Source organism: Streptomyces sp. NPDC102360 (assembly GCF_044766085.1).
GTDB lineage: Bacteria > Actinomycetota > Actinomycetes > Streptomycetales > Streptomycetaceae > Streptomyces.
Window position 1 is genome coordinate 183,233 of the sequence record NZ_JBIWLG010000010.1, and the last position, 18,492, is coordinate 201,724.

Below are 18,492 nucleotides of genomic sequence, written 5' to 3' on the forward strand. Positions count from 1 at the left end.
GTGGTCCGGTCTCTTCGTTCGTGGTCCGGTCTCTTCGTTCGTGGTCCGGTCTCATTCGTGCGTGGTTCAGATAGCGGTGGTGCCGCCGTCGGCGACCAGTTCCAGACCGTTGACGTAGCTGGAGTCGTCGGAGGCGAGGAACAGGGCGATCGTGGCGATCTCCTCGGGGCGGCCCATCTTTCCGCGGGGGATCAGGGACTCGAATGCGGTCCTGGTCGCCTCGTCGAACAGCTCTTCCTGCTTGGCCGTGCCGACCTGGCCGGGGGTCAGGACGTTCACCCGGATCTTGCGGTCGCGGAGCTCGTTGAGCCAGACACGGGCAAAGGCCTGCTGGACCGCCTTGCTTCCCGCGTAGAGGCTCCAGCCGGGGAAGGCGCCGAGGGAGGCGTTGGATCCGGTCATCAAGATCGACCCGTGGTCGTTGAGCAGTGGTAGTGCCTTCTGCACGGTGAACAGGGTGCCGCGGGCGTTGAGCGAGAAGGAGCGGTGGAACTGTTCCTCGGTGATCTCGCCGAGCATGGCGGGCTCGCCCATCCCGGCACTGGCCCACAGCACGTCGATCGAGCCCTTCTCCCGCTTGACGGTGTCGTACAAGCGGTCCAGGTCGTCCAGGTCGGACGCGTCACCCTGGACGGCGGTGACGTTGCGGCCGATCAGTTCGACGGCCTCGTCCAGTGCTTCCTGCCGCCGGGCCTGGATGAAGACATGCGCTCCTTCCTCGACGAAGAGCTTGGCCCCGGCCAGTGCCAATCCGGTGGATCCACCGGTGATTACTGCTACCTTGCCATCGAGCTTTCCCACGATCACTCCATTGAATTGATGAGTAGCAATTACCGATCCCGAATTCTCGTACCGAATTCACGTACCGAATTCTCTCGGCCCCATGAACGATGCCATTGGCCTGAGCGGGTGTCCAAGACCCTTTTCGACCGTGGTGATAACCTCAAGGCATTGCCGGACCGGGAGGGCCTCATGGATCTGGATCTCCGCAAGTTGCGCTACTTCGTAGCTGTCGCCGACAGGCTGCACTTCGGCCGCGCCGCCGAGGACCTGCACATCGCGCAGCCGGCGCTCAGCCGGCAGATCCGCGCGCTGGAACAGGACCTCGACGCCCGCCTGTTCACCAGGGACAGCCACGGCGTCACGCTGACGGACGCGGGCCGCCAACTCCTGGACGACGCCGGTCCGTTGCTCGCCTCCGCGCAAGCGGTCAGGCACCGGGTGACCGCGGCTGCCCGTGATGGCCAGCGGCTGGTGGTCGGTTTTCGGGCTGGGATCCCGGTCATCCCCGCGGCCCGAGAGTTCGGTGGCCGCCATCCGGACGTGGTCGTGGACGTGCAGCGCATGGAATGGGACGACCAGGTCCCTATGCTGCTCGACGGCCGAGTCGACGTCGGCTATGTGCGGCTGCCCATCGACGAGACCGGCCTGCGCCTGATGCCCCTCTACACCGAGCCGTTCATGGTGGCGCTGCCCGCGGGCCACCGGCTGGCCGGCAAGGAGGAGGTCACCGAGGCGGACCTGGCCGGTGAGCCGCTGATCTGGCATGCCGACCCGAGCACGCAGCCCACCCGGCGTCCGCACCCCGACTCCGGGCTCCGGGTGCGCGGGGTGGAGGAGAAGCTCGAGCACGTCGCGGCCGGCCGTGGCATCTCGTTCGTGGGGCGCTCGGAGACCGTGTTCTACTCACGGCCGGACATCAAGTACGTGCCTGTCCTGGACCTGGCGCCCGACCAGGTGTTCGTCGCGATGGCAGCGTCGCGCACCTCGCCGCTGGCCGACGACTTCTTCGCCGCGGCTCAGGCGACGGCTGAGATCACGGCAGAATGCGGAAACTATGAGATGTGGCAGCTGGTGAACGACGCCGCTGCACAGCGCGGTTGAGCAGTTCGTCCGACAACAGCCGAACCCGACCTCCCCTCGCTTGACGAACGGCATAGAGGCACCCCCCCAACTGGGGATAGGCGGGTCCACAGCAGGCGGCTCGACAGTAGTTCGGCCAGGGCCGGGCTCGTGAACCGCCCTGCGGGCGCCGATTTCTGGTGCCGGCAGCCGCGGAACGTACGCCCTGGGCGGGTATTCGTCGGACCTTCCGATTGGCACCCAGCCCAGGACGCCCCAACGCGCCCGGCCGGATGGACGGTTCAAGTCTTTGGTGGTCGCATGCCATTCCCGGGAGGTGCACAGTGAACGATCCTGCGCGGACGAACCGATATTCGGGTCAGTGCGCCCGGTGCGGCGAGCAAGTCGAAGCCGAGGCCGGCACGCTGCTGCGCAGCGCGTGGGGCCGCTGGGTGACCTACCACCCAGCGCACGCCCCGACACCCGACCCGGACGGCACCACCTCGGATCCCTCCGCGCTACGCCCCAACCAGCGGGACGGACAGTGCGAGACCTGCGGGGAAGCCGTCGTAGCTGGCACGGGGGTAGTGGCGAACACCGTGTTCGGCGGTTGGGACCTATACCACCGTGAACACGTCCGGGAGCCCGCGCCACCGCCCCGTCTCCCTCACCCGGGCTGGCACCAACGCCACCTCATGGCTCTGGACATCGCGACCACAGGCAATCGCTACGGCATCGACCGCATCCTGAGCGCGGCGGTGTGCACCACGGGCGGGACGCGAAGGTCCTGGCTCGTCGACCCGGGCCCCGGTCCGCTGTCCGTCGCACCGTACAAAGGCCACAACATCACGGTGGAGCAGGCACGCGCCGAAGGGACACCTGCCACCGAGGCACTGGGCGAGTTGGCGACGATTCTGACCGAGTACCTGGCGACCAAAGAGCCCTTGGTCGCCTGGTACTCCCCGTTCGTACTCACCACCCTGGAGACGGAGTTGACCCGGCACGGACTCGCGCCGCTGTCCACTCGCCTACCCGGCGGTCTGTCACCGGTCTGCGACCCCCTCGTGCTGGACCGACACGCCGAGCCCTACCGCTCCGGCGTGCGCCGCCTTGAGAACGTCGCCGAGTGGTACGGAATCCACCACGACGATCCCAGCAACCCCGCCAGCGACGCGGAAACTTCCCTCGTCCTCGCACAGGTCATCGCGGCCTGCCACCCCGCCGTCGGACGCCTGTCACGGCCGGCCCTGCACCGGGAACAGGTACGCTGGCATGACCGGTTCGTTCGGGAACTGGAAGCGCGCCGCCCCGGGATTGCCACCGACCGCCATTGGCCCATGGAGACGGTCCATGTATCTGACTGGACCGACCACAGCCCCAACTGACGACAGGTCAGCGTGCTCGCCGCACTGGACCAGTGCCAGGCGCGTCCAGGAGCCACCAGCCTCACCGCGTAGCGGTACGGATCCAACGCCGCGGTACCGCACGTCCCGCGTCCACCGCACACGTCAGCAGCGCCACGTCACGTCAACTGCAGCCGCCCCATGACCGCCCACGACGAGGTCGCCTCCTCAGGGACCGACGTGAAAATAGGCCGCCCGGCGCAGCGGCGAGTGGTGGTGTCTGCCCCGCAGAGGAAGGCGAACTCTCCGTGCGCGATCCCGAGCCGGCTGATCCGGTCGGCGGTGAGCACGCCGTCGTACAGGTGAGTCGGCCGGAGGAGGCCTGGCGGATGTTCTGGCCGGCGTGGCAGGCAAAGTGCGCCCAGCCGTGGCCTTCACGTTCCGTGACCGCTGACGCGGCCGTGGCCTCGGCGCCGCTGAGTGTGGTGGCGGCCGGGGACCAGTAGCGGACCAGTCATCCGGCCAGGGACCGCTCGCCACACGACCGCGGTCCCACTTCGGCGTCGCCGCCGATATGCGTGCCAGACTCAAAGCGATCAAGTGACTCACGTGCGATATACCCCTGGTGTCCAGCTCCTTCGCCTCCACGTCCGACCCTGGTGAGGAAGGACCCGCGTTGGGGAATTGCGCGACCGCTCACGGGCCACCAACTCGCCGAATTCCACTCCCTCGTGAACTCCGGGTTCGCCTCACGGTCCGGCCGGGGCTGCACCCACCTCTTGGGCCAGTTCGCGGAACTGCAGCCCGGCCTGGCTCTCGTAGCGGGGGTTCCAGGCGACCGCCAGACCCAGCGGGGGCTGGGGACCCGTAGTGATCAGGTCACGGAACTCCACACCGTCGCGGCCCTTGACCGCGGCGCTGGAGGGGACGAGGGCGACGCCCATGCCGCTGCCGACCAGGAAGAGAATCGTCTCGACCTGCACCGCCTCCTGCGCCACTTTCGGCGTCACCGCGGCCTGTTGGAACAACAGGGTGGACAGGGCGTGCAGACCGGGGATGGCGTGCTGGGTGTAGTCGATGAAGGGTTCGTCCGCGAGGTCCTGCAGAGTGATCCGCTTCTGGCGGGTGAAGCGGTGATCTGCGGGCAGCGCAAGGACGAATCGGTCGGTCTCGACGGTGACGTACTTGAGGTCGCTGCGCCGGGTGAGAGGGACGCGGACGATGCAGACGTCCAGCGTGTGGCGTTCCAGGGAGTCGATGAGGCCCGTGTTGGTGTCCTCGGTGAACTTCAGCGTGACGCCCGGGTAGGTGTGGCGGAACGCGGGGAGCAGCCGGGGCAGTAGTCGGTTCTTCGCGGAGCCGACGAAGCCCACGCGCAGGTTGCCGGTGGCCCCCGCGGCAGTGGACTCCGCGACCCGTGCCAGTTCCGCCGAGTGGAACACGGCGGCCCGGGCGTGCTCCAGGGCGGCCGTGCCGGCCGCGGTGAGCTCGACGCTGTGGGTGGAACGCAGGAAGAGCTTGGCGCCGATCTCTTCTTCCAGTTTGCGCACGGAGACCGAGAGCGGGGGCTGCGTCATGTGCAAACGCTCCGCCGCTGTGCGGAAGTTGAGGGTTTCGGCCACTGCCAGGAAATGTCTGAGCTGCCGCAGCTCCATGGTGATACCTCACATGTATCAAGAGTTGGCGAGTTGCCCTCGGTCATTGTATTGCCGTGGCGGCGTCGGCATGGTGACTCGCACCACACACAGACACAGCACCAGGGAGCCGCCCCGTGTCAGACGTGCCTTCCATGCCCGTACCGGCGGGCTTCGAGCAGGCCTTCCGCCCACGTTCGGTCGCCGTGCTCGGCGCCTCGGACGACCCCGGCCGGATATCCGGCCGGGCGCTGCACTACCTGCGCCGCGCCGGGTACCAAGGCGCCGTCTACCCGGTCAACCACAAGCGGGCAACGGTGCAGGGACTGGACGCCTATCCGTCGCTGGAGGCGGTGCCCGAGGTTCCGGACATGGTGCTGATCGGGCTCCCGTCGGCGCTGCTCAAGCAGGCGGTCACGGATTGCGTGACCAAGGGCGTGGGCGCCGCGGTCATCTACGCCGCCGGCTTCGCGGAGACCGGTGAGGACGGCCAGGCGCTGCAGGAGGAGTTGGCCGACATCGCACGGCGCGGCGGCCTGCGGCTGTTCGGCCCCAACTGCCTGGGGTTGCTCCACGCGGCCAGCGGTTTCGTCGGGACCTTCAGCAGCGCCTTCGACGAGGAGATCCCCACCGGCGGCAGCGTCGCGGTGGTCAGTCAGAGCGGTGCCTACGGCGGTCACCTGGCCTATCTGTGCCGGCGCCGCAACGTGGACATCGGCTACTGGGTGTCGACCGGCAACGAGGCGGGCACCGACGTCGCCGAGTGCATTCACTGGCTTGCCCTGCAGGACGACGTCTCGGTGATCCTCGCTTACGCCGAGGGCATACGCGACGCCGAACGGCTGCGCAGCGCGCTGGCGGTGGCGCACGAGATGCGCAAGCCGGTGGTCTTCATGAAGGTCGGTTCCTCCGATGCCGGTGCCGCCGCCGCGCAGTCCCACACGGCCTCGTTGGTGGGCAGCGACGCCGTATACGACGCGATCTTCCACCAGTACGGCGTGCACCGCGCCCGGACCACCCAGGAGCAGGTCGACCTGGCCTACGCGTGCAGCCGGGGTGTGCTGCCGGCCGGACGGCGGGTGGGCATCGTGACCGTCTCCGGCGGCTTCGGCGTGCAGCTGTGCGACGCCGCCGAGCGGCACGGGCTCGACGTCGCCGGGCTGCCCGAGCGGGCCCGCGCCCGGCTGCGTGCGATCAATCCGATGGGCAGCGACGACAATCCCTGCGACACGACGGCGGGCTGGCTCAACGACATGAGCCTGATCACCGACACCTTCGGTGTGATGTACGCCGAGGGCGACTACGACAGTGTCATCGGCTCGTTCACGATGCTGCCGGATTCCCCCACCTACGGCGAGGGCATCAAGGAGGCCATCCGCAAGGGCACTTCCGACTTCATGGACCGGCCGACGGTGCTGTGCATGGAGGCACGTCCCGAGGTGGTGCGGTCCTACGAGGAGGCCGGCTTCCTCGTCTACGACGATTCCGAGCGGGCCGTCGCCGCGCTCGACGGGCTCGCCCGGCTGCGGGAGGGTTTCGAGCGCCCGTTGCCCTCATCGGCGGATACCCGGGCACTACGTCGCGAGCTGCCGGGCGGGCCGATGTCCGAGGCCGCCGCGCAGGAGCTACTGGCCTCTGCGGGTGTGCCGTTCCCGGAGTCCCGGGTGGTGGCATCGGCCGCGGAGGCTGCTGAAGCGGCCACCCGGGTCGGCTTCCCGACCGTCATGAAGATCGTCTCTGCGGACATCCCGCACAAGACGGAGATCGGCGGCGTGGTGCTCGGCGTCGCGGACGCGGCCGGCGCGGCGGCGCAGTTCACCCTGCTGACCCAGCGCGCTGCGGCAGCCCGGCCCGACGCGGTGCTGGAGGGGGTGCTCGTCTCGTCGACGGCGCCGTCCGGTGTCGAGGTCATCGTGGGCGTGCGCCGGGACCCGGTCTTCGGGCCGGTGGTGGTGTTCGGTACGGGCGGAGTGCAGGCCGAACTGTTCCGCGACGTCGCCACCCGGGTCGGGGCCGTCGACCGGGACGAGGCGCTGCGAATGATCGCCGAGACCCGCGGGCACGCGCTGCTGACCGGGTTCCGCGGCCGCCCCGAGGCCGATGTGGGCGCTGTCGCCGACCTGTTGGTCACGGTCTCCGCGTTCGCCGTCGCCAACGCCGACCGGATCGAGACGTTGGAGCTGAACCCGGTGCTCGTCCGCGAGGCCGGCCAGGGAGTGCTCGCGTTGGACGCCCTGATGGTGCCGCGGCAGGTGACGTCATGACGACGGACCCGCACAAGCTGCTGAAGCGGGAATTCGCGCCGGTGCGGCAGCGGTACACCGCACGGGACTCCAGCCTCTACGCCCTGAGTCTCGGACTCGGGACGGATCCGCTGGACACCCATCAGCTGGCGTACGTCTGCGAAGAGGGCCGGCGCGCTTTCCCCACGATGCCGAACGTCCTTGGCTACGCCGGCTTCTGGGCCCGCGAACCGGACACCGGTATCGACTGGCAGCGGCTGCTGCATGTCGAGCAGTCGCTGACGCTGCACGCACCGCTGGCATCCGAAGGCGACGTCGTGGGCCACACCCGGGTCACCGGCGTCGTGGACAAGGGGGTGGGCAAGGGCGCGCTGCTCTATCAGGAGCGGCAGGTCCTGGACTCCGGCAGTGGGCAACTGCTGGCCGAGGTGGGTCAGGTCAGCCTGTTGCGCGGTGACGGCGGCTGCGGCAGCACGACGGACCCGGCTCCCCCGCCGCACCGCATGCCCGACCGGGCCCCGGACGCGGTGCAGGACCTGCCGACGCTGCCACAGGCGGCGCTGCTGTACCGGCTGTGCGGCGACACCAACCCGGTACACGCCGATCCTGTGACCGCGCGGGCCGCCGGGTTCGACCGGCCGATCCTGCACGGCCTTTGCACCTTCGGCGTTGCCGTGCACGCGCTGCTGGCCGGCGCCCTGGACTGGGACGAGTCCAGGCTGCACCGGCTGCGGGTCCGCTTCTCCGCCCCCGTCTTCCCTGGGGAGACGCTGCGCACCGAATTCTGGACCGACGCAGACGTCGTGTCCTTCCGCACCACCGCTCTCGAGCGCGGCGCCGTCGTCCTGGACGCCGGCCGCGCCGAACTGAGCTGACCTCGCAGGCAGGAGCCGCATCATGGATCTGGAACTCAAGGACAAGACCGCGATCGTCACCGGCTCGGCCCGGGGCCTCGGCGCCGCGACGGCCCGTCGGCTTGCCGAGGAGGGCGCCCGCGTCGTCGTCACCGACATCGACGGGCAGGGCGCCGAGGCAACTGCCAAGGAGCTGGCGGGACTTGGCCATCGCACGATGGGCGTCCGCGCCGACATCACCTCCGGCACGGACGTGGACCACCTGGTGGCCGCCGTCAGGGAGGAGTTCGGCGGGGTGCACATCCTCGTCAACAACGCCGGATTCCCCCGCGACACGCTGCTGACGAAGATGACGGACGCCGACTGGGACTCGGTGATCGAGGTGATCCTCAAGGGCTCCTTCCTCACCACCCGCGCCGTCATGCCACATCTGATCGAGCAGCGCTGGGGACGGGTGGTCAACATCTCCTCCCGCAGCTACCTGGGCAACCCGGGTCAGGCGAACTACTCCAGCGCCAAGGCCGGCATCCTCGGCTTCACCCGGGCCCTCGCCGCCGAGCAGGGCCGCTACGGCATCACCGTCAACGCCGTCGCCCCTGGCTTCATGGAGACCGAGGCCGTCCGCTCCCTGGACCACTACGAGAAGATCCGGGAGAAGGCCGTCGCGGCGCAGCCGCTGCGCCGCACCGGGCAGCCCTCGGACATCGCGGACGCGGTGGCGTTCCTCGCCTCGGAACGCGCCTCGTTCATCACCGGAGAGACGCTGCACGTGACCGGCGGCCGCTTCGGCTGACCGGTCCGGCTCGGCCCTCGCGCGCCGGCGCCGCACACCAGCCCGAACCTCCATGCACCTCAGGTCCGCACCGCGCGCAGCGGTCTCGTCGCATCGAACCCGTCGGCGAAGCACCCGATGCGCGCACTCCCCAGATCCGCTCAAAGATGTCAACGGAGATGTCTCATGACCGCTTCTCGTGACACCGTCGCCGAGGCGGCACGCCCCGCCGGCTCAGCACCCTCCTCCGGCCGCAGCCGAGCACGCTTCATGATCGTGGCGCTGCTGTTCGTGGTCTCCACACTCAACAACGCCGACCGTGCCGTCCTGTCGATCACCGGTACCGAGATGCAGGGTGATCTCGGCATCAGCGAGGTCACGCTCGGCTATCTGTTCTCCTCCTTCGCCTGGGCCTACATGCTGGCCCAGTTGCCCGGCGGCTGGATCGTGGACCGGTGGGGTGCCCGCAAGGTCTACGCGGGCAGCGTCTTCCTGTGGTCACTGGCCACGCTGTTCCAGGGCTTCGTCCCACTGTTCGGCATCGCCTCGGCCATGATCGCGCTGTTCGTCCTGCGGCTCGCGGTGGGACTCGCCGAGGGACCCGCCTACCCCACCAACGGCCGGGTCGTGGCCACCTGGTTCCCGGCGTCCGAACGTGCCACCGCCTCGGCGATCTTCAACGCCTCGCAGTACGCGGCGCCGGTCGTCTTCACGCCCTTCATGGCGTGGCTGACCCACGGCTGGGGGTGGCCGTCGGCGTACTTCGTGATGGGCGGCATCGGTATCGCTCTGAGCGTGTGGTGGTGGACGGCCTACCGTCAGCCGCGTGATCACCCGCGCGTCAACCAGGCCGAGTTGGACCACCTGATCACAGGCGGTGCGCTCGTCGACATCGAGAAGCCCGCGCCGTCGGGCGCCAAGAGCGGTGTCCACGTCTGGTCGGCCGTACGGCAGTTGCTCAGCAGCCGGATGATGATCGGCCTCTACCTGGGCCAGTTCTTCATCACCACGATCGTCTACTTCTTCCTCACCTGGTTCCCGATCTACCTGATCAAGGAGCTGGGGATGCCGCTCCTGAAGGCGGGCTTCACCGCCTCCATCCCGGCGCTGTTCGGCTTCGTCGGCGGCATCCTGGGCGGCCTGATCTCCGATGCGCTGCTGCGCCGGGGCATGTCCGTGACTGCGGCCCGCAAGATCCCCATCGTCGTCGGCCTGTTGCTCTCGACCTCGATCATCGCGTGCGCCTGGACCTCGACGCAGACGGTGGTCATCGTCCTGATGGCGATGGCGTTCTTCGGAAAGGGCTTGGGGAGTCTCGGCTGGACCGTCCTCTCGGACACCGCCCCCAAGGAGGCCGCAGGCCTGTCCGGCGGCCTGTTCAACACCTTCGCCAACCTGGCCGGCATCACCACCCCGATCGTCATCGGCTACATCGTCGACCTCACCGGCTCCTTCGACGCCGCACTGGTCTACGTCGGTGCCTCGGGGCTGGCCGCAGCACTGTCCTTCCTGCTGGTCGTCGGCCGGATCGAGCGCATCAAGCTGAAGGAGGTCGCCCGGTGACGGCCCCTTGCTCGTACGCCTCCTGGATCGGACGGCGCGAGGAGACAGAGGATGTGCTCGGCGCGGACACCGTCCGCGGGCTGGCCGCAGTCCTGGACCATTCTCCGGATGGTCTCCGGGCCGCGCCGCCTCTCACACACTGGCTCTGCTTCCTGCCCCGCACACCGCAGAGCGATCTCGGCGCCGACGGACACCCTCGGCTCGGTGGATTCCTGCCGCCGGTCCACCTGCCCCGCCGGATGTGGGCCGGCGGCGACCTTCGGTTCTCCTCGCCGCTGCGCCCCGGCGTGCCGGTCCGCCGGACCTCGGTGATCGCGGACGTACGGGAGCGCGAAGGACGCAGCGGGCCACTGGTCTTCGTCACCCTGGACCACGAGCTGCGGCAGGAGGGCGGCCTCGTCCTCACCGAGCGCCAGGACATCGTCTACCGCGCCGCACCGGGCCCGCGTTCCGCGTCCTCGGAGAATTCGGCGGGACAGTCGGGGGAGCAACCGGTCCCCGGCGCATGGCAGCGCACCCTGGTCCCGGATCCGGTCATGCTGTTCCGCTACTCGGCCCTGACCTTCAACGCACACCGCATCCACTATGACCACGCCTACGCACAGCAGGAGGAGGGCTACGACGGACCGGTCGTCCAGGGACCGCTGACGGCGACACTGCTACTCGACCTCTACGTGCAACAGCGGCCCTCTGCCCGCGTCACCGGTTTCCGCTTCCGCGGCCTGCACCCGGCCTTCGCCGGCCGCAAGTTGACCCTGCACGGCGCGCCGACCTCGACCGGCGCGTCCCTCCACGCGGCCGACGATCTGGGCCGAACCGTGATGAGCGCGGAGGTGGACGCCCAATGAGCCGCCAAGTGAACACCCACGACACGGCGACGCTGCGATCGCTGCTGTTCGTACCGGCCGATGACGAACGGCTTCTGGCCAAGGCCCATTCGCGCCGTGCGCACGGGCTAATCCTCGATCTGGAGGACGCCGTTCCGGAGCCGGGCAAGGAACCGGCTCGGCGGGGCCTGTCCGCCCACATCGACCGGTTGGCCGCCGAGGGGCAGTACGTCGCGGTGCGTACCGGCTCGGCACGCGAGGCCTGGGAGAAGGACCTGAGAGCCGCAGTCCGTCCGGGTCTGCGGGCGGTGATGCTGCCCAAGACCGAGCGGCCGGAGCAGCTCGTCGAGGCGGCCGCGTTCCTCGACGCGCTGGAGCGGGAACGCGGGCTGCCCGACGGATCGGTCGGGCTGATCGCGCTGATCGAATCCCCGGCCGCGCTGTTCGCGTTGACCGCCCTGGCAGCTGTGCCACGGGTGTGCGCACTGGCGCTCGGCAGCGAGGACTTCGCCTCGGCCTTGGGAGTGGCACCGACACCGTTCCTCCTGAGCGAACCATGCCGCTGGATCGCACTCGCCGCCTCGGCCGCCGGCATCGCCTCCTTCGCGCTGCCGCTGTCCCTGGCCGTCCTCGACCAGCCCGAGGCACTGGAGGGCGCCGCCCGTCAGGCGCGGGAGCTGGGCCTCACCGGTTCCCTGTGCGTGCATCCGACCCAGGTCGCGGCGGTCAACGCCGCTTACACGCCCCTCGACGTGGAGGTCGCCTGGGCACGCCGGGTGAGCGAGGCCTGGGCCGCTGCCGGCGTCGACGAGGGCAATCCGGGTGTCATCCGCGTCGACGGCCTGATGGTCGACGCTCCCGTCCTGCGACGTGCGCACGCTCTGCTCTGCTCGATCGACTCCACAGCACGGACCGTAACGACCCACCATGGAGGCGACCGGTGAGCGCCGCACACGTACACCTCAGGACAACAGGCCGAGTGGCAACCGTCGTCTTCGACAATCCGCCCCTGCACGTGTGGAACGCGGCCATGACCCGCGGTCTCTCGAAGGCGCTGGACGCCGTGGAGGACGACCCCTCCGTCGGTGTGTTGGTCCTCACCGGCGCCGGAGACCGGGCCTTCTGCGCGGGATCGGACATCGGCGAGTTCGCTCCGATGCGGGCGCCCGGCGAGGCGGTGGCGAAGAAACTGCGCCCGCAGCACGAGCTGTTCGCGCGGCTGGCATCCTTCCCGAAGCCGACGATCGCCGCGCTGAACGGGCACACGCTCGGGGGCGGCCTGGAGATCGCGGTCTGCTGCGACCTGATCGTCGCCGAGGAGCACATCGGTATCGGCTCCCCGGAGATCAAGCTCGGCGTCTTCCCCGGCAGCGGGGGCACGTTCCGGGTCGCCCGCCGCATCGGAAGCGGGCGCGCCAAGGAGATGCAGCTGCTCGGCGAACCGGTGGACGCGGCGACCGCGCTCGCCTGGGGCCTGGTCAACCGGGTTGTGCCGCGCGGTCGCGCGCACACCGCCGCACTGGAGTTGGCGGAGGTCCTGCTGCGGCGTCCGCCCCGGTCGATGGCGTTGTGCAAGTCGGTCATCGACGCGGCCCACGACCTCACCGAAGAGGAGCTCATCGAGCGTTCGTTGGTCGCCAGCGACGAAGCGTTCACCTCCGCCGAGAGCGCCGAGGGCGTCCAGGCGTTCCTCACCAGACGTGCCCCCGATTTTTGGGCCGCACCGTCCGAGACCACCATCGAGAAGGAGACTTCCGCATGACCCGCGCGGCGATCGTCGCCCCCGTCCGTACCCCCATCGGCGCCTTCGGCGGCAGCCTGCGTCCGGTGCCCGTCGAGAAGTTGGGCGCCACCGTCGCCACGGCAGTCGTGGAGCGCGCCGGTATCGACCCGGCGCTGATCGAGGACGTGGTCTTCGCCCAGTCCTACGCCAACAGTGAGACACCGTGCGTCGGCCGCTGGATCGCACTGGAAGCCGGCTTCCCGGTCGAGGTCGCCGGGATGCAGCTGGACCGGCGCTGCGGCGGCGGGCTCCAGTCCATCGCCACTGCCGCGATGATGGTGCAGTCCGGAGCGGCCCAGGTCGTCATGGCGGGCGGCGTCGAGAGCATGAGCAACGTCGAGTACTACACCACCGACATGCGCTGGGGCGGACGCTTCGGCTCCACCGCCTTCCACGACCGGCTCGACCGGGGGCGCGAACGCGCCCAGCCCGTCGAGCGGTTCGGGGAGATCTCCGGCATGATCGAGACCGCCGAGAACCTGGCCCGTGACTACAAGATCACACGCGAGGAGGCGGACGCCTACGCCGTCCGCAGCCAGCAACGGGCGTCGGCCGCCTGGGAAAAGGGCGCCTTCGCGCGCGAGGTGGTCCCGGTGACGGTGCCGCAACGCAAGGGCGACCCGGTCCTCTTCGCCCGCGACGAGGGGCTGCGTCCGGACACCTCGCTCCAGAAGCTGGCCCGGCTCCGCCCGGTACAGCGCGGCGGGACCGTGACGGCCGGCAATGCCTGCCAGCAGAACGACGCGGCAGCGGCCTGCCTGGTTGTCGCCGAGGAGGAGGCGGTCCGGCTGGGCCTGACCCCGATCGCCTACCTGAGCGGTTGGGCGGCGGCCGGATGCGAGCCCTCGCGCATGGGCATCGGCCCCGTACCCGCCACGGCCAAAGTGCTGCGAAGGCTGGGCCTGGAGCTCGCGGACATGGACCTGATCGAGGTGAACGAGGCGTTCGCCGGCCAGGTCCTCGCGGTACTCAAAGAGTGGGGCATCGACGACGCGGAGCGGGTCAACGTCAACGGTTCCGGCATCTCGCTCGGTCATCCCGTCGGCGCGACGGGCGTACGCATCATGACCACGCTGCTGCACGAACTGGAGACCCGTGACGCCCGGTTCGGACTGGAAACCATGTGCATCGGAGGAGGTCAGGGCATTGCAGCCGTCTTCGAACGCGCATGAGGGGCGCCGCGGCCCGCTGGCCGGGCTGCGTGTCGTCGAGGTCTCGGCCTTCGTCGCTGCGCCTTTGGCGTCCATGACACTGGCCCAGCTGGGCGCCGAAGTGATCCGCATCGATCCCCTCGGCGGCAACATCGACTACCACCGCTGGCCGGAGACCGAGCACGGAGAGAGCCTGTACTGGGCCGGCCTCAACAAGGGCAAACAGTCCGTCACCCTGGCGCTGGACACCGCCGACGGGCAGCGTGCGGCGACCGACATCATCTGCGCAGAGGGCGACGGCGCGGGCATCCTGATCACCAACCTGCCCGCCCGGGGCTGGCTCGACTACGCCCAACTGTCCGCCCGCCGGCCTGACCTGATCATGATGCGCCTCCTCGGCGACCACGACGGCTCCCCCGCGGTGGACTACTCCGTCAACTGCGCCAGCGGGTTCCCGCACGCGACAGGCACAGGACCGGCACCGGTCAACCACGTGCTGCCGGCGTGGGACGTGGCCGCGGGACTCTATCTGACGGTCGGTCTGCTGGCCGCCGAGCGCAGACGCCAGGAGACCGGCCTGGGCCAGGAAGTCACCCTCGCGCTGTCCGACGTCATGCTCGCCACCGTCGGCAACCTCGGCTACCTCGCGGACGTCCAGATCAACGGCACCTCCCGGGAGCCGATGGGCAACAGCCTCTACGGCGCCTTCGGACGCGACTTCAGCACCGCCGACGACCGCTCGGTCATGGTCGTGGCCATCACCACCCGGCAGTTCCGCGCACTGGGACAGGCCACCGGTCTCACCGAGAAGCTGGAGATGACCGGCCCGCTGATGGACGCGGACCTGACGACGGAGGGAGGCCGATACGCCGCCCGGCATGCCATCGCGGCGGTCCTTGAGCCCTGGTTCGCGGCGCGGACACTGTCCGAGGTCCGTGCGGTGCTCGACGGCTCCGGGGCGCTGTGGGGCCCGTATCAGACGTTCCGTCAGCTGGTCGAGGAGGACCCCCGCTGCTCCACGCAGAACCCGCTGTTCTCATGGATCGACCAGCCGGGCATCGGCAGGCTACTGGCTCCCGGCTCACCACTGGTGTTCTCCGGTGACCCGGCGCCGGCGGCCGCTCCGGCACCACGGCTCGGTGCCCACACCAGCACCCTCCACGAATCGGACCCACATCTGGTCAACAGCTGAGGACCGGTCGGCACCGGCGCTGCCCGGGCCGACCGCCTCCTCCCACTCCGAGTCGATGTCTCGGCGTCCGCCGTTCGGGCCGGCTGGGCGTGTGTGACGTCGAACTGGGGGTGCTGCTCCTGAGTTTGTGGGCGTGTTGTCGTAAAGGGCCGACAGGCGGTGTCGGTCGCGGTACGCCGGAACCGTGAGGTGTTCGCAGGGTGGTGGCCTGACGGCTGAGCGTCGGTCCTTTCGTGAGGGTGTCCGCCTGCACGGGGCGGAGCTGTTCGCCGCAGGCGACGACGACGCGTTGGTGGCGAAACAGCTGCGGGTCAGTGTCCGTTCGGTACACCGCTGGCGCCGGGCCTGGCAACACGGAAGGGCCTGCGGGCGGCCGGACCGGTCGTGCCGCCCGCCTCGTACGCCCGCTACTGCCGCTATCTCGTCGCGCGTTACGGTGCCTCGCCCGCCGTCTGGCTGGTCGGCGCGGACGGACGCGGCGACGAACCACAGATCGCCGCCGGCGGCCGCGAGATCGAGGCCTGGGACGACTACCACCAGCCGGCCGGCATCCACTACCGCCCGCACAGCCCCAACAACGCCTCGCAGGACGCCAGTTGGCTGGACTTCCAGTGGTGCCAGACCGGTCACCGCGGCGAGCACCTGCCCGAGCGCGTCGCCGACATGTGGCGCAACGCCCCCGTCAGGGCCGTCGCCAACGGCGAGCCCAGCTACGAGCACACCGGCAAGCGCGGCCTGGCGGCCGGCTGGTGGCAAGGGCACGAGGCGTGGAGCAACCTGTGCGCGGGCGGCACCATGGGCGTCGTATACGGGGCGGGCAGCCTGTGGCAGTGGGTGCAGCGGATCGACGAGCCCGGACAGGCGCCCTACTTCATGGCGCCGGGGGCCAGTTGGCGCGAGGCGCTGGACTTCGAGGGGTCCTCGTACGTCGGCCTGCTGCGCCGCATCCTCGACGGCGTGCCGACCACCGACATGGCCCCCGACTGGCAGACCTGCCTCGCCACCCGCGGGCTCCTCTCCCCCGGCCGCCTCTTCCTCGCCTACAGCCAGTACGGCGGGTCGCTGCAGTTCAGCCCCGACGCGGGCGACACGGTGCCGCTGCCCTACCGCGTGGTGGACCCGCGCACGGGCAAGACGATCGCCTCCGGCGCACGCACCGGACCGCTGGGCCCGGTCGAGGCGCCGGAGGGGGAGCCGTTGGTCTATCTGTGCTTCGAGGGGGCGGACGCGTAGGGGTCTGCGTCAGGTCGGGGCCGGTGGGAGCGCGACTGTACGGAACCGGGCAGCCCACGCTGAACGCTCGCCGACGGCGTCGCGTTGTCGGGCCGGGCCCGTGACGCGATCATGGGAGTCGGCAGGGAGACCCCGCCCGGGAGAGGAACGCCGCTTCAGCGGTCTGTGCGGGAACCTCGCCCGGAACATGCGGACGCAGCGGGACGCCATAGCAGGGGCCGTGCCGGGAGCCTGGGCGCGCGCCGATGAGCTGCGACGCGCCGTCCCTTGGAACTGGAACTACCCCAGTCGGAGCCTGCGTTGGTGCCGGCAGGTTCGCTGAGCGGACCGGCAACGTGGCACGCCTGTCGGGCGGCGCACATCCTGGCTCCCCCATCCCCCACCGCTCCGGCCTCCCAGGAGATTCAGTGCGATCTACTGTCCGACAGAGACTTGCCTGTCTGGTGAGCCTCCTTTTCCTCCTGCCCCTTGTGTCGGCTGCGCCCGCGTCAGCCGCTTCGCACTCGTTGACCGTCCGCACCGACAAGGGGCTGGTCGCGGGAGACTCGGCGGGCGAGGTCGACCGTTTCCTCGGCCTCCCGTACGCGGCTCCGCCCGTCGCCGCCAAACGCTGGCAGCCCCCGGCACCCGCCGCCTCTTGGACGGGTACCCGGTCGGCCACCTCACCCGGCTCCCGCTGTCTGCAGTCCGGCACAAGCACGGGCCCGGGGATGAGTGAGGACTGCCTGTATCTGAACGTCTACACCCCGGCCCACAGGACCAACCGCCCGCTGCCGGTGATGTTCTGGATCCATGGCGGCGGCTTCTCCTCCGGTTCGGGAGACGCGCGGGACGGCTCGCTCATCGCCAGGACCAACAACGTCGTGGTCGTCTCGATCAACTACCGCCTCGGCGTGTTCGGCTTCCTCGACCTGCCCGGGCTGAGCAAGCAGGGCGCGGGCAACTACGGTCTGCTGGACCAAGAGGCGGCGCTGCGCTGGACCCAGCGCAATATCGGCGCGTTCGGCGGCGACTCGAACCGGGTCACCATCGCCGGCCAATCGGCCGGCGGCCATTCCGTCTGCGCGCTCCTGGCCTCTCCCCCGGCGCGGGGTCTCTTCTCCGGCGCGATCATCCAGAGCGGCGGGTGCCCGAGCCACACGGTCGAGCAGGCCGTCGCCCGGGGGAAGAAGTACGCGACGGCCGCCGGCTGTTCAGTTCCCACGCCCGATCCGGCCTGCCTGCGGGCCAAGCCGGCCAGTGAACTGCAGGCCGACGCAAAGGACTTCATCGGCGGTGTCCTGACCGGTCCGCTGCCCGTGTCCGGGGTTCCCGAACTGCCCGTCCCACCACTCGAGGCCGCACGCACCGGCCGTACCGCCGACGTCCCCCTCCTCATCGGCCACACGCGCGACGAAGTACGCAGGTGGGCGCTGCCGCTCGCGCAGGCGACAAAGGAGCAGTACGAGCGAGCGGTCCGGATCGAGTTCGGGGACGAGGCCGACGCCGTACTCGCGCACTATCCGTTCAGCGCCTATGGCGACTCGTACACCGGGGCATACGCCTTCGGCGCTCTGTGGGATGACAGCAGCGCCTTCTACGGGCTCGGGGGCTGCCAGTACCAGAAGCTCACGGCCCAGTTCGCGAAGCGGCAACCGCGCACGTATTTCTACGAGTTCGACGACCCGCACCCGCCCACCGAGGGGTCCCCGGCCGGTTTCGACCCGGGGGCCTCGCACGGCAGCGAGCTGTCGTACCTCCTGCCCTCGTCGGGGACCTCGAACCCGCTCTCTCCCGAGCAGCAGCGACTGTCCGGGGAGATGGTGCGCTACTGGGGATCGTTCGTGAAGCACGGGAACCCCGCTGCCCCGGGACTCGCCGCCTGGCCCTCGTACCGGTCCGGGAAGTTCATGTCCCTACTGCCGGGCGGTGAGAGCCGGACGCTGAAGACCGGGGTGTACGAGGCGCGTCGGCAGTGCGCCTTCTGGAACTCCATCGACTACGACTGGCTCCCCGTCGACCCGGGCCAACTCGCCGCGCAGGCAGGCGTTTCGCAGTCCTGACCGGTCCGACCAG

Annotated in this window: 16 protein-coding genes; 13 read left to right on the top strand and 3 right to left on the bottom strand. The window is 69.8% G+C overall.

Features of this window, described 5'->3' with window-relative positions:
• Window positions 1-66: 66 nt before the first annotated feature.
• Entirely contained in the window at window positions 67-801 is a 735-nt protein-coding gene (locus ACIRHA_RS32260; RefSeq protein WP_359133221.1) for an SDR family oxidoreductase, read from the bottom strand.
• Window positions 802-972: 171 nt separating this feature from the next.
• On the opposite strand from ACIRHA_RS32260, the gene ACIRHA_RS32265 reads away from it, so the two are divergent.
• Both ACIRHA_RS32265 and ACIRHA_RS32270 read left to right on the top strand, forming a co-directional pair.
• Window positions 973-1,884 carry a LysR substrate-binding domain-containing protein gene (locus ACIRHA_RS32265; protein ID WP_403853220.1) on the top strand — a complete coding sequence of 304 codons (912 nt, stop codon included), beginning with the start codon at window positions 973-975 and terminating at the stop codon, window positions 1,882-1,884.
• Between the two features lie 653 nt (window positions 1,885-2,537).
• Entirely contained in the window at window positions 2,538-3,227 is a 690-nt protein-coding gene (locus ACIRHA_RS32270; protein WP_403853222.1) for a 3'-5' exonuclease, read from the top strand.
• Window positions 3,228-3,364: 137 nt separating this feature from the next.
• On the opposite strand, the gene ACIRHA_RS32275 is transcribed toward ACIRHA_RS32270, so the two are convergent.
• Both ACIRHA_RS32275 and ACIRHA_RS32280 read right to left on the bottom strand, forming a co-directional pair.
• Entirely contained in the window at window positions 3,365-3,535 is a 171-nt protein-coding gene (locus ACIRHA_RS32275; protein ID WP_403853224.1) for a hypothetical protein, read from the bottom strand.
• A gap of 399 nt (window positions 3,536-3,934) precedes the next feature.
• Entirely contained in the window at window positions 3,935-4,840 is a 906-nt protein-coding gene (locus tag ACIRHA_RS32280; protein ID WP_403853226.1) for a LysR family transcriptional regulator, read from the bottom strand.
• 116 nt (window positions 4,841-4,956) lie between these two features.
• Between ACIRHA_RS32280 and ACIRHA_RS32285 the strand changes: the two genes are divergently transcribed.
• From ACIRHA_RS32285 to ACIRHA_RS32335, 11 genes are all read left to right on the top strand, one after another.
• Window positions 4,957-7,083 carry an acetate--CoA ligase family protein gene (locus ACIRHA_RS32285; RefSeq protein ID WP_403853228.1) on the top strand — a complete coding sequence of 709 codons (2,127 nt, stop codon included), beginning with the start codon at window positions 4,957-4,959 and terminating at the stop codon, window positions 7,081-7,083.
• Window positions 7,080-7,937, top strand: a complete 858-nt coding sequence (locus ACIRHA_RS32290) for a MaoC/PaaZ C-terminal domain-containing protein (RefSeq protein ID WP_403853230.1) — start codon at window positions 7,080-7,082, stop codon at window positions 7,935-7,937. The genes ACIRHA_RS32285 and ACIRHA_RS32290 overlap by 4 nt, the downstream gene beginning before the upstream one ends.
• Before the next feature lie 22 nt (window positions 7,938-7,959).
• Window positions 7,960-8,709, top strand: coding sequence for a 3-oxoacyl-ACP reductase FabG (fabG, locus tag ACIRHA_RS32295; RefSeq protein ID WP_403853232.1), 750 nt, complete (start codon window positions 7,960-7,962; stop codon window positions 8,707-8,709).
• Between the two features lie 165 nt (window positions 8,710-8,874).
• Window positions 8,875-10,251, top strand: a complete 1,377-nt coding sequence (locus ACIRHA_RS32300; RefSeq protein ID WP_403853234.1) for an MFS transporter — start codon at window positions 8,875-8,877, stop codon at window positions 10,249-10,251.
• The gene (locus ACIRHA_RS32305) at window positions 10,248-11,099 is read left to right on the top strand and encodes a MaoC family dehydratase N-terminal domain-containing protein (protein WP_403853236.1); all 852 of its coding nucleotides are present in this window, start codon (window positions 10,248-10,250) and stop codon (window positions 11,097-11,099) included. The genes ACIRHA_RS32300 and ACIRHA_RS32305 overlap by 4 nt, the downstream gene beginning before the upstream one ends.
• Window positions 11,096-12,022, top strand: a complete 927-nt coding sequence (locus tag ACIRHA_RS32310; RefSeq protein WP_403853238.1) for an HpcH/HpaI aldolase/citrate lyase family protein — start codon at window positions 11,096-11,098, stop codon at window positions 12,020-12,022. Before ACIRHA_RS32305 ends, ACIRHA_RS32310 begins: the two co-directional genes overlap by 4 nt.
• 35 nt (window positions 12,023-12,057) lie before the next feature.
• Window positions 12,058-12,840 carry an enoyl-CoA hydratase/isomerase family protein gene (locus ACIRHA_RS32315; RefSeq protein ID WP_403853240.1) on the top strand — a complete coding sequence of 261 codons (783 nt, stop codon included), beginning with the start codon at window positions 12,058-12,060 and terminating at the stop codon, window positions 12,838-12,840.
• Entirely contained in the window at window positions 12,837-14,033 is a 1,197-nt protein-coding gene (locus tag ACIRHA_RS32320) for an acetyl-CoA C-acetyltransferase (RefSeq protein WP_403853242.1), read from the top strand. The genes ACIRHA_RS32315 and ACIRHA_RS32320 overlap by 4 nt, the downstream gene beginning before the upstream one ends.
• The gene (locus ACIRHA_RS32325; RefSeq protein WP_403853244.1) at window positions 14,008-15,204 is read left to right on the top strand and encodes a CoA transferase; all 1,197 of its coding nucleotides are present in this window, start codon (window positions 14,008-14,010) and stop codon (window positions 15,202-15,204) included. Before ACIRHA_RS32320 ends, ACIRHA_RS32325 begins: the two co-directional genes overlap by 26 nt.
• A gap of 384 nt (window positions 15,205-15,588) precedes the next feature.
• Window positions 15,589-16,437, top strand: a complete 849-nt coding sequence (locus ACIRHA_RS32330) for a DUF4038 domain-containing protein (RefSeq protein ID WP_403853246.1) — start codon at window positions 15,589-15,591, stop codon at window positions 16,435-16,437.
• Between the two features lie 245 nt (window positions 16,438-16,682).
• Window positions 16,683-18,479: a carboxylesterase/lipase family protein gene (locus tag ACIRHA_RS32335; RefSeq protein ID WP_403853248.1), complete on the top strand. Its 1,797-nt coding sequence runs from the start codon at window positions 16,683-16,685 to the stop codon at window positions 18,477-18,479.
• Window positions 18,480-18,492: the final 13 nt, after the last annotated feature.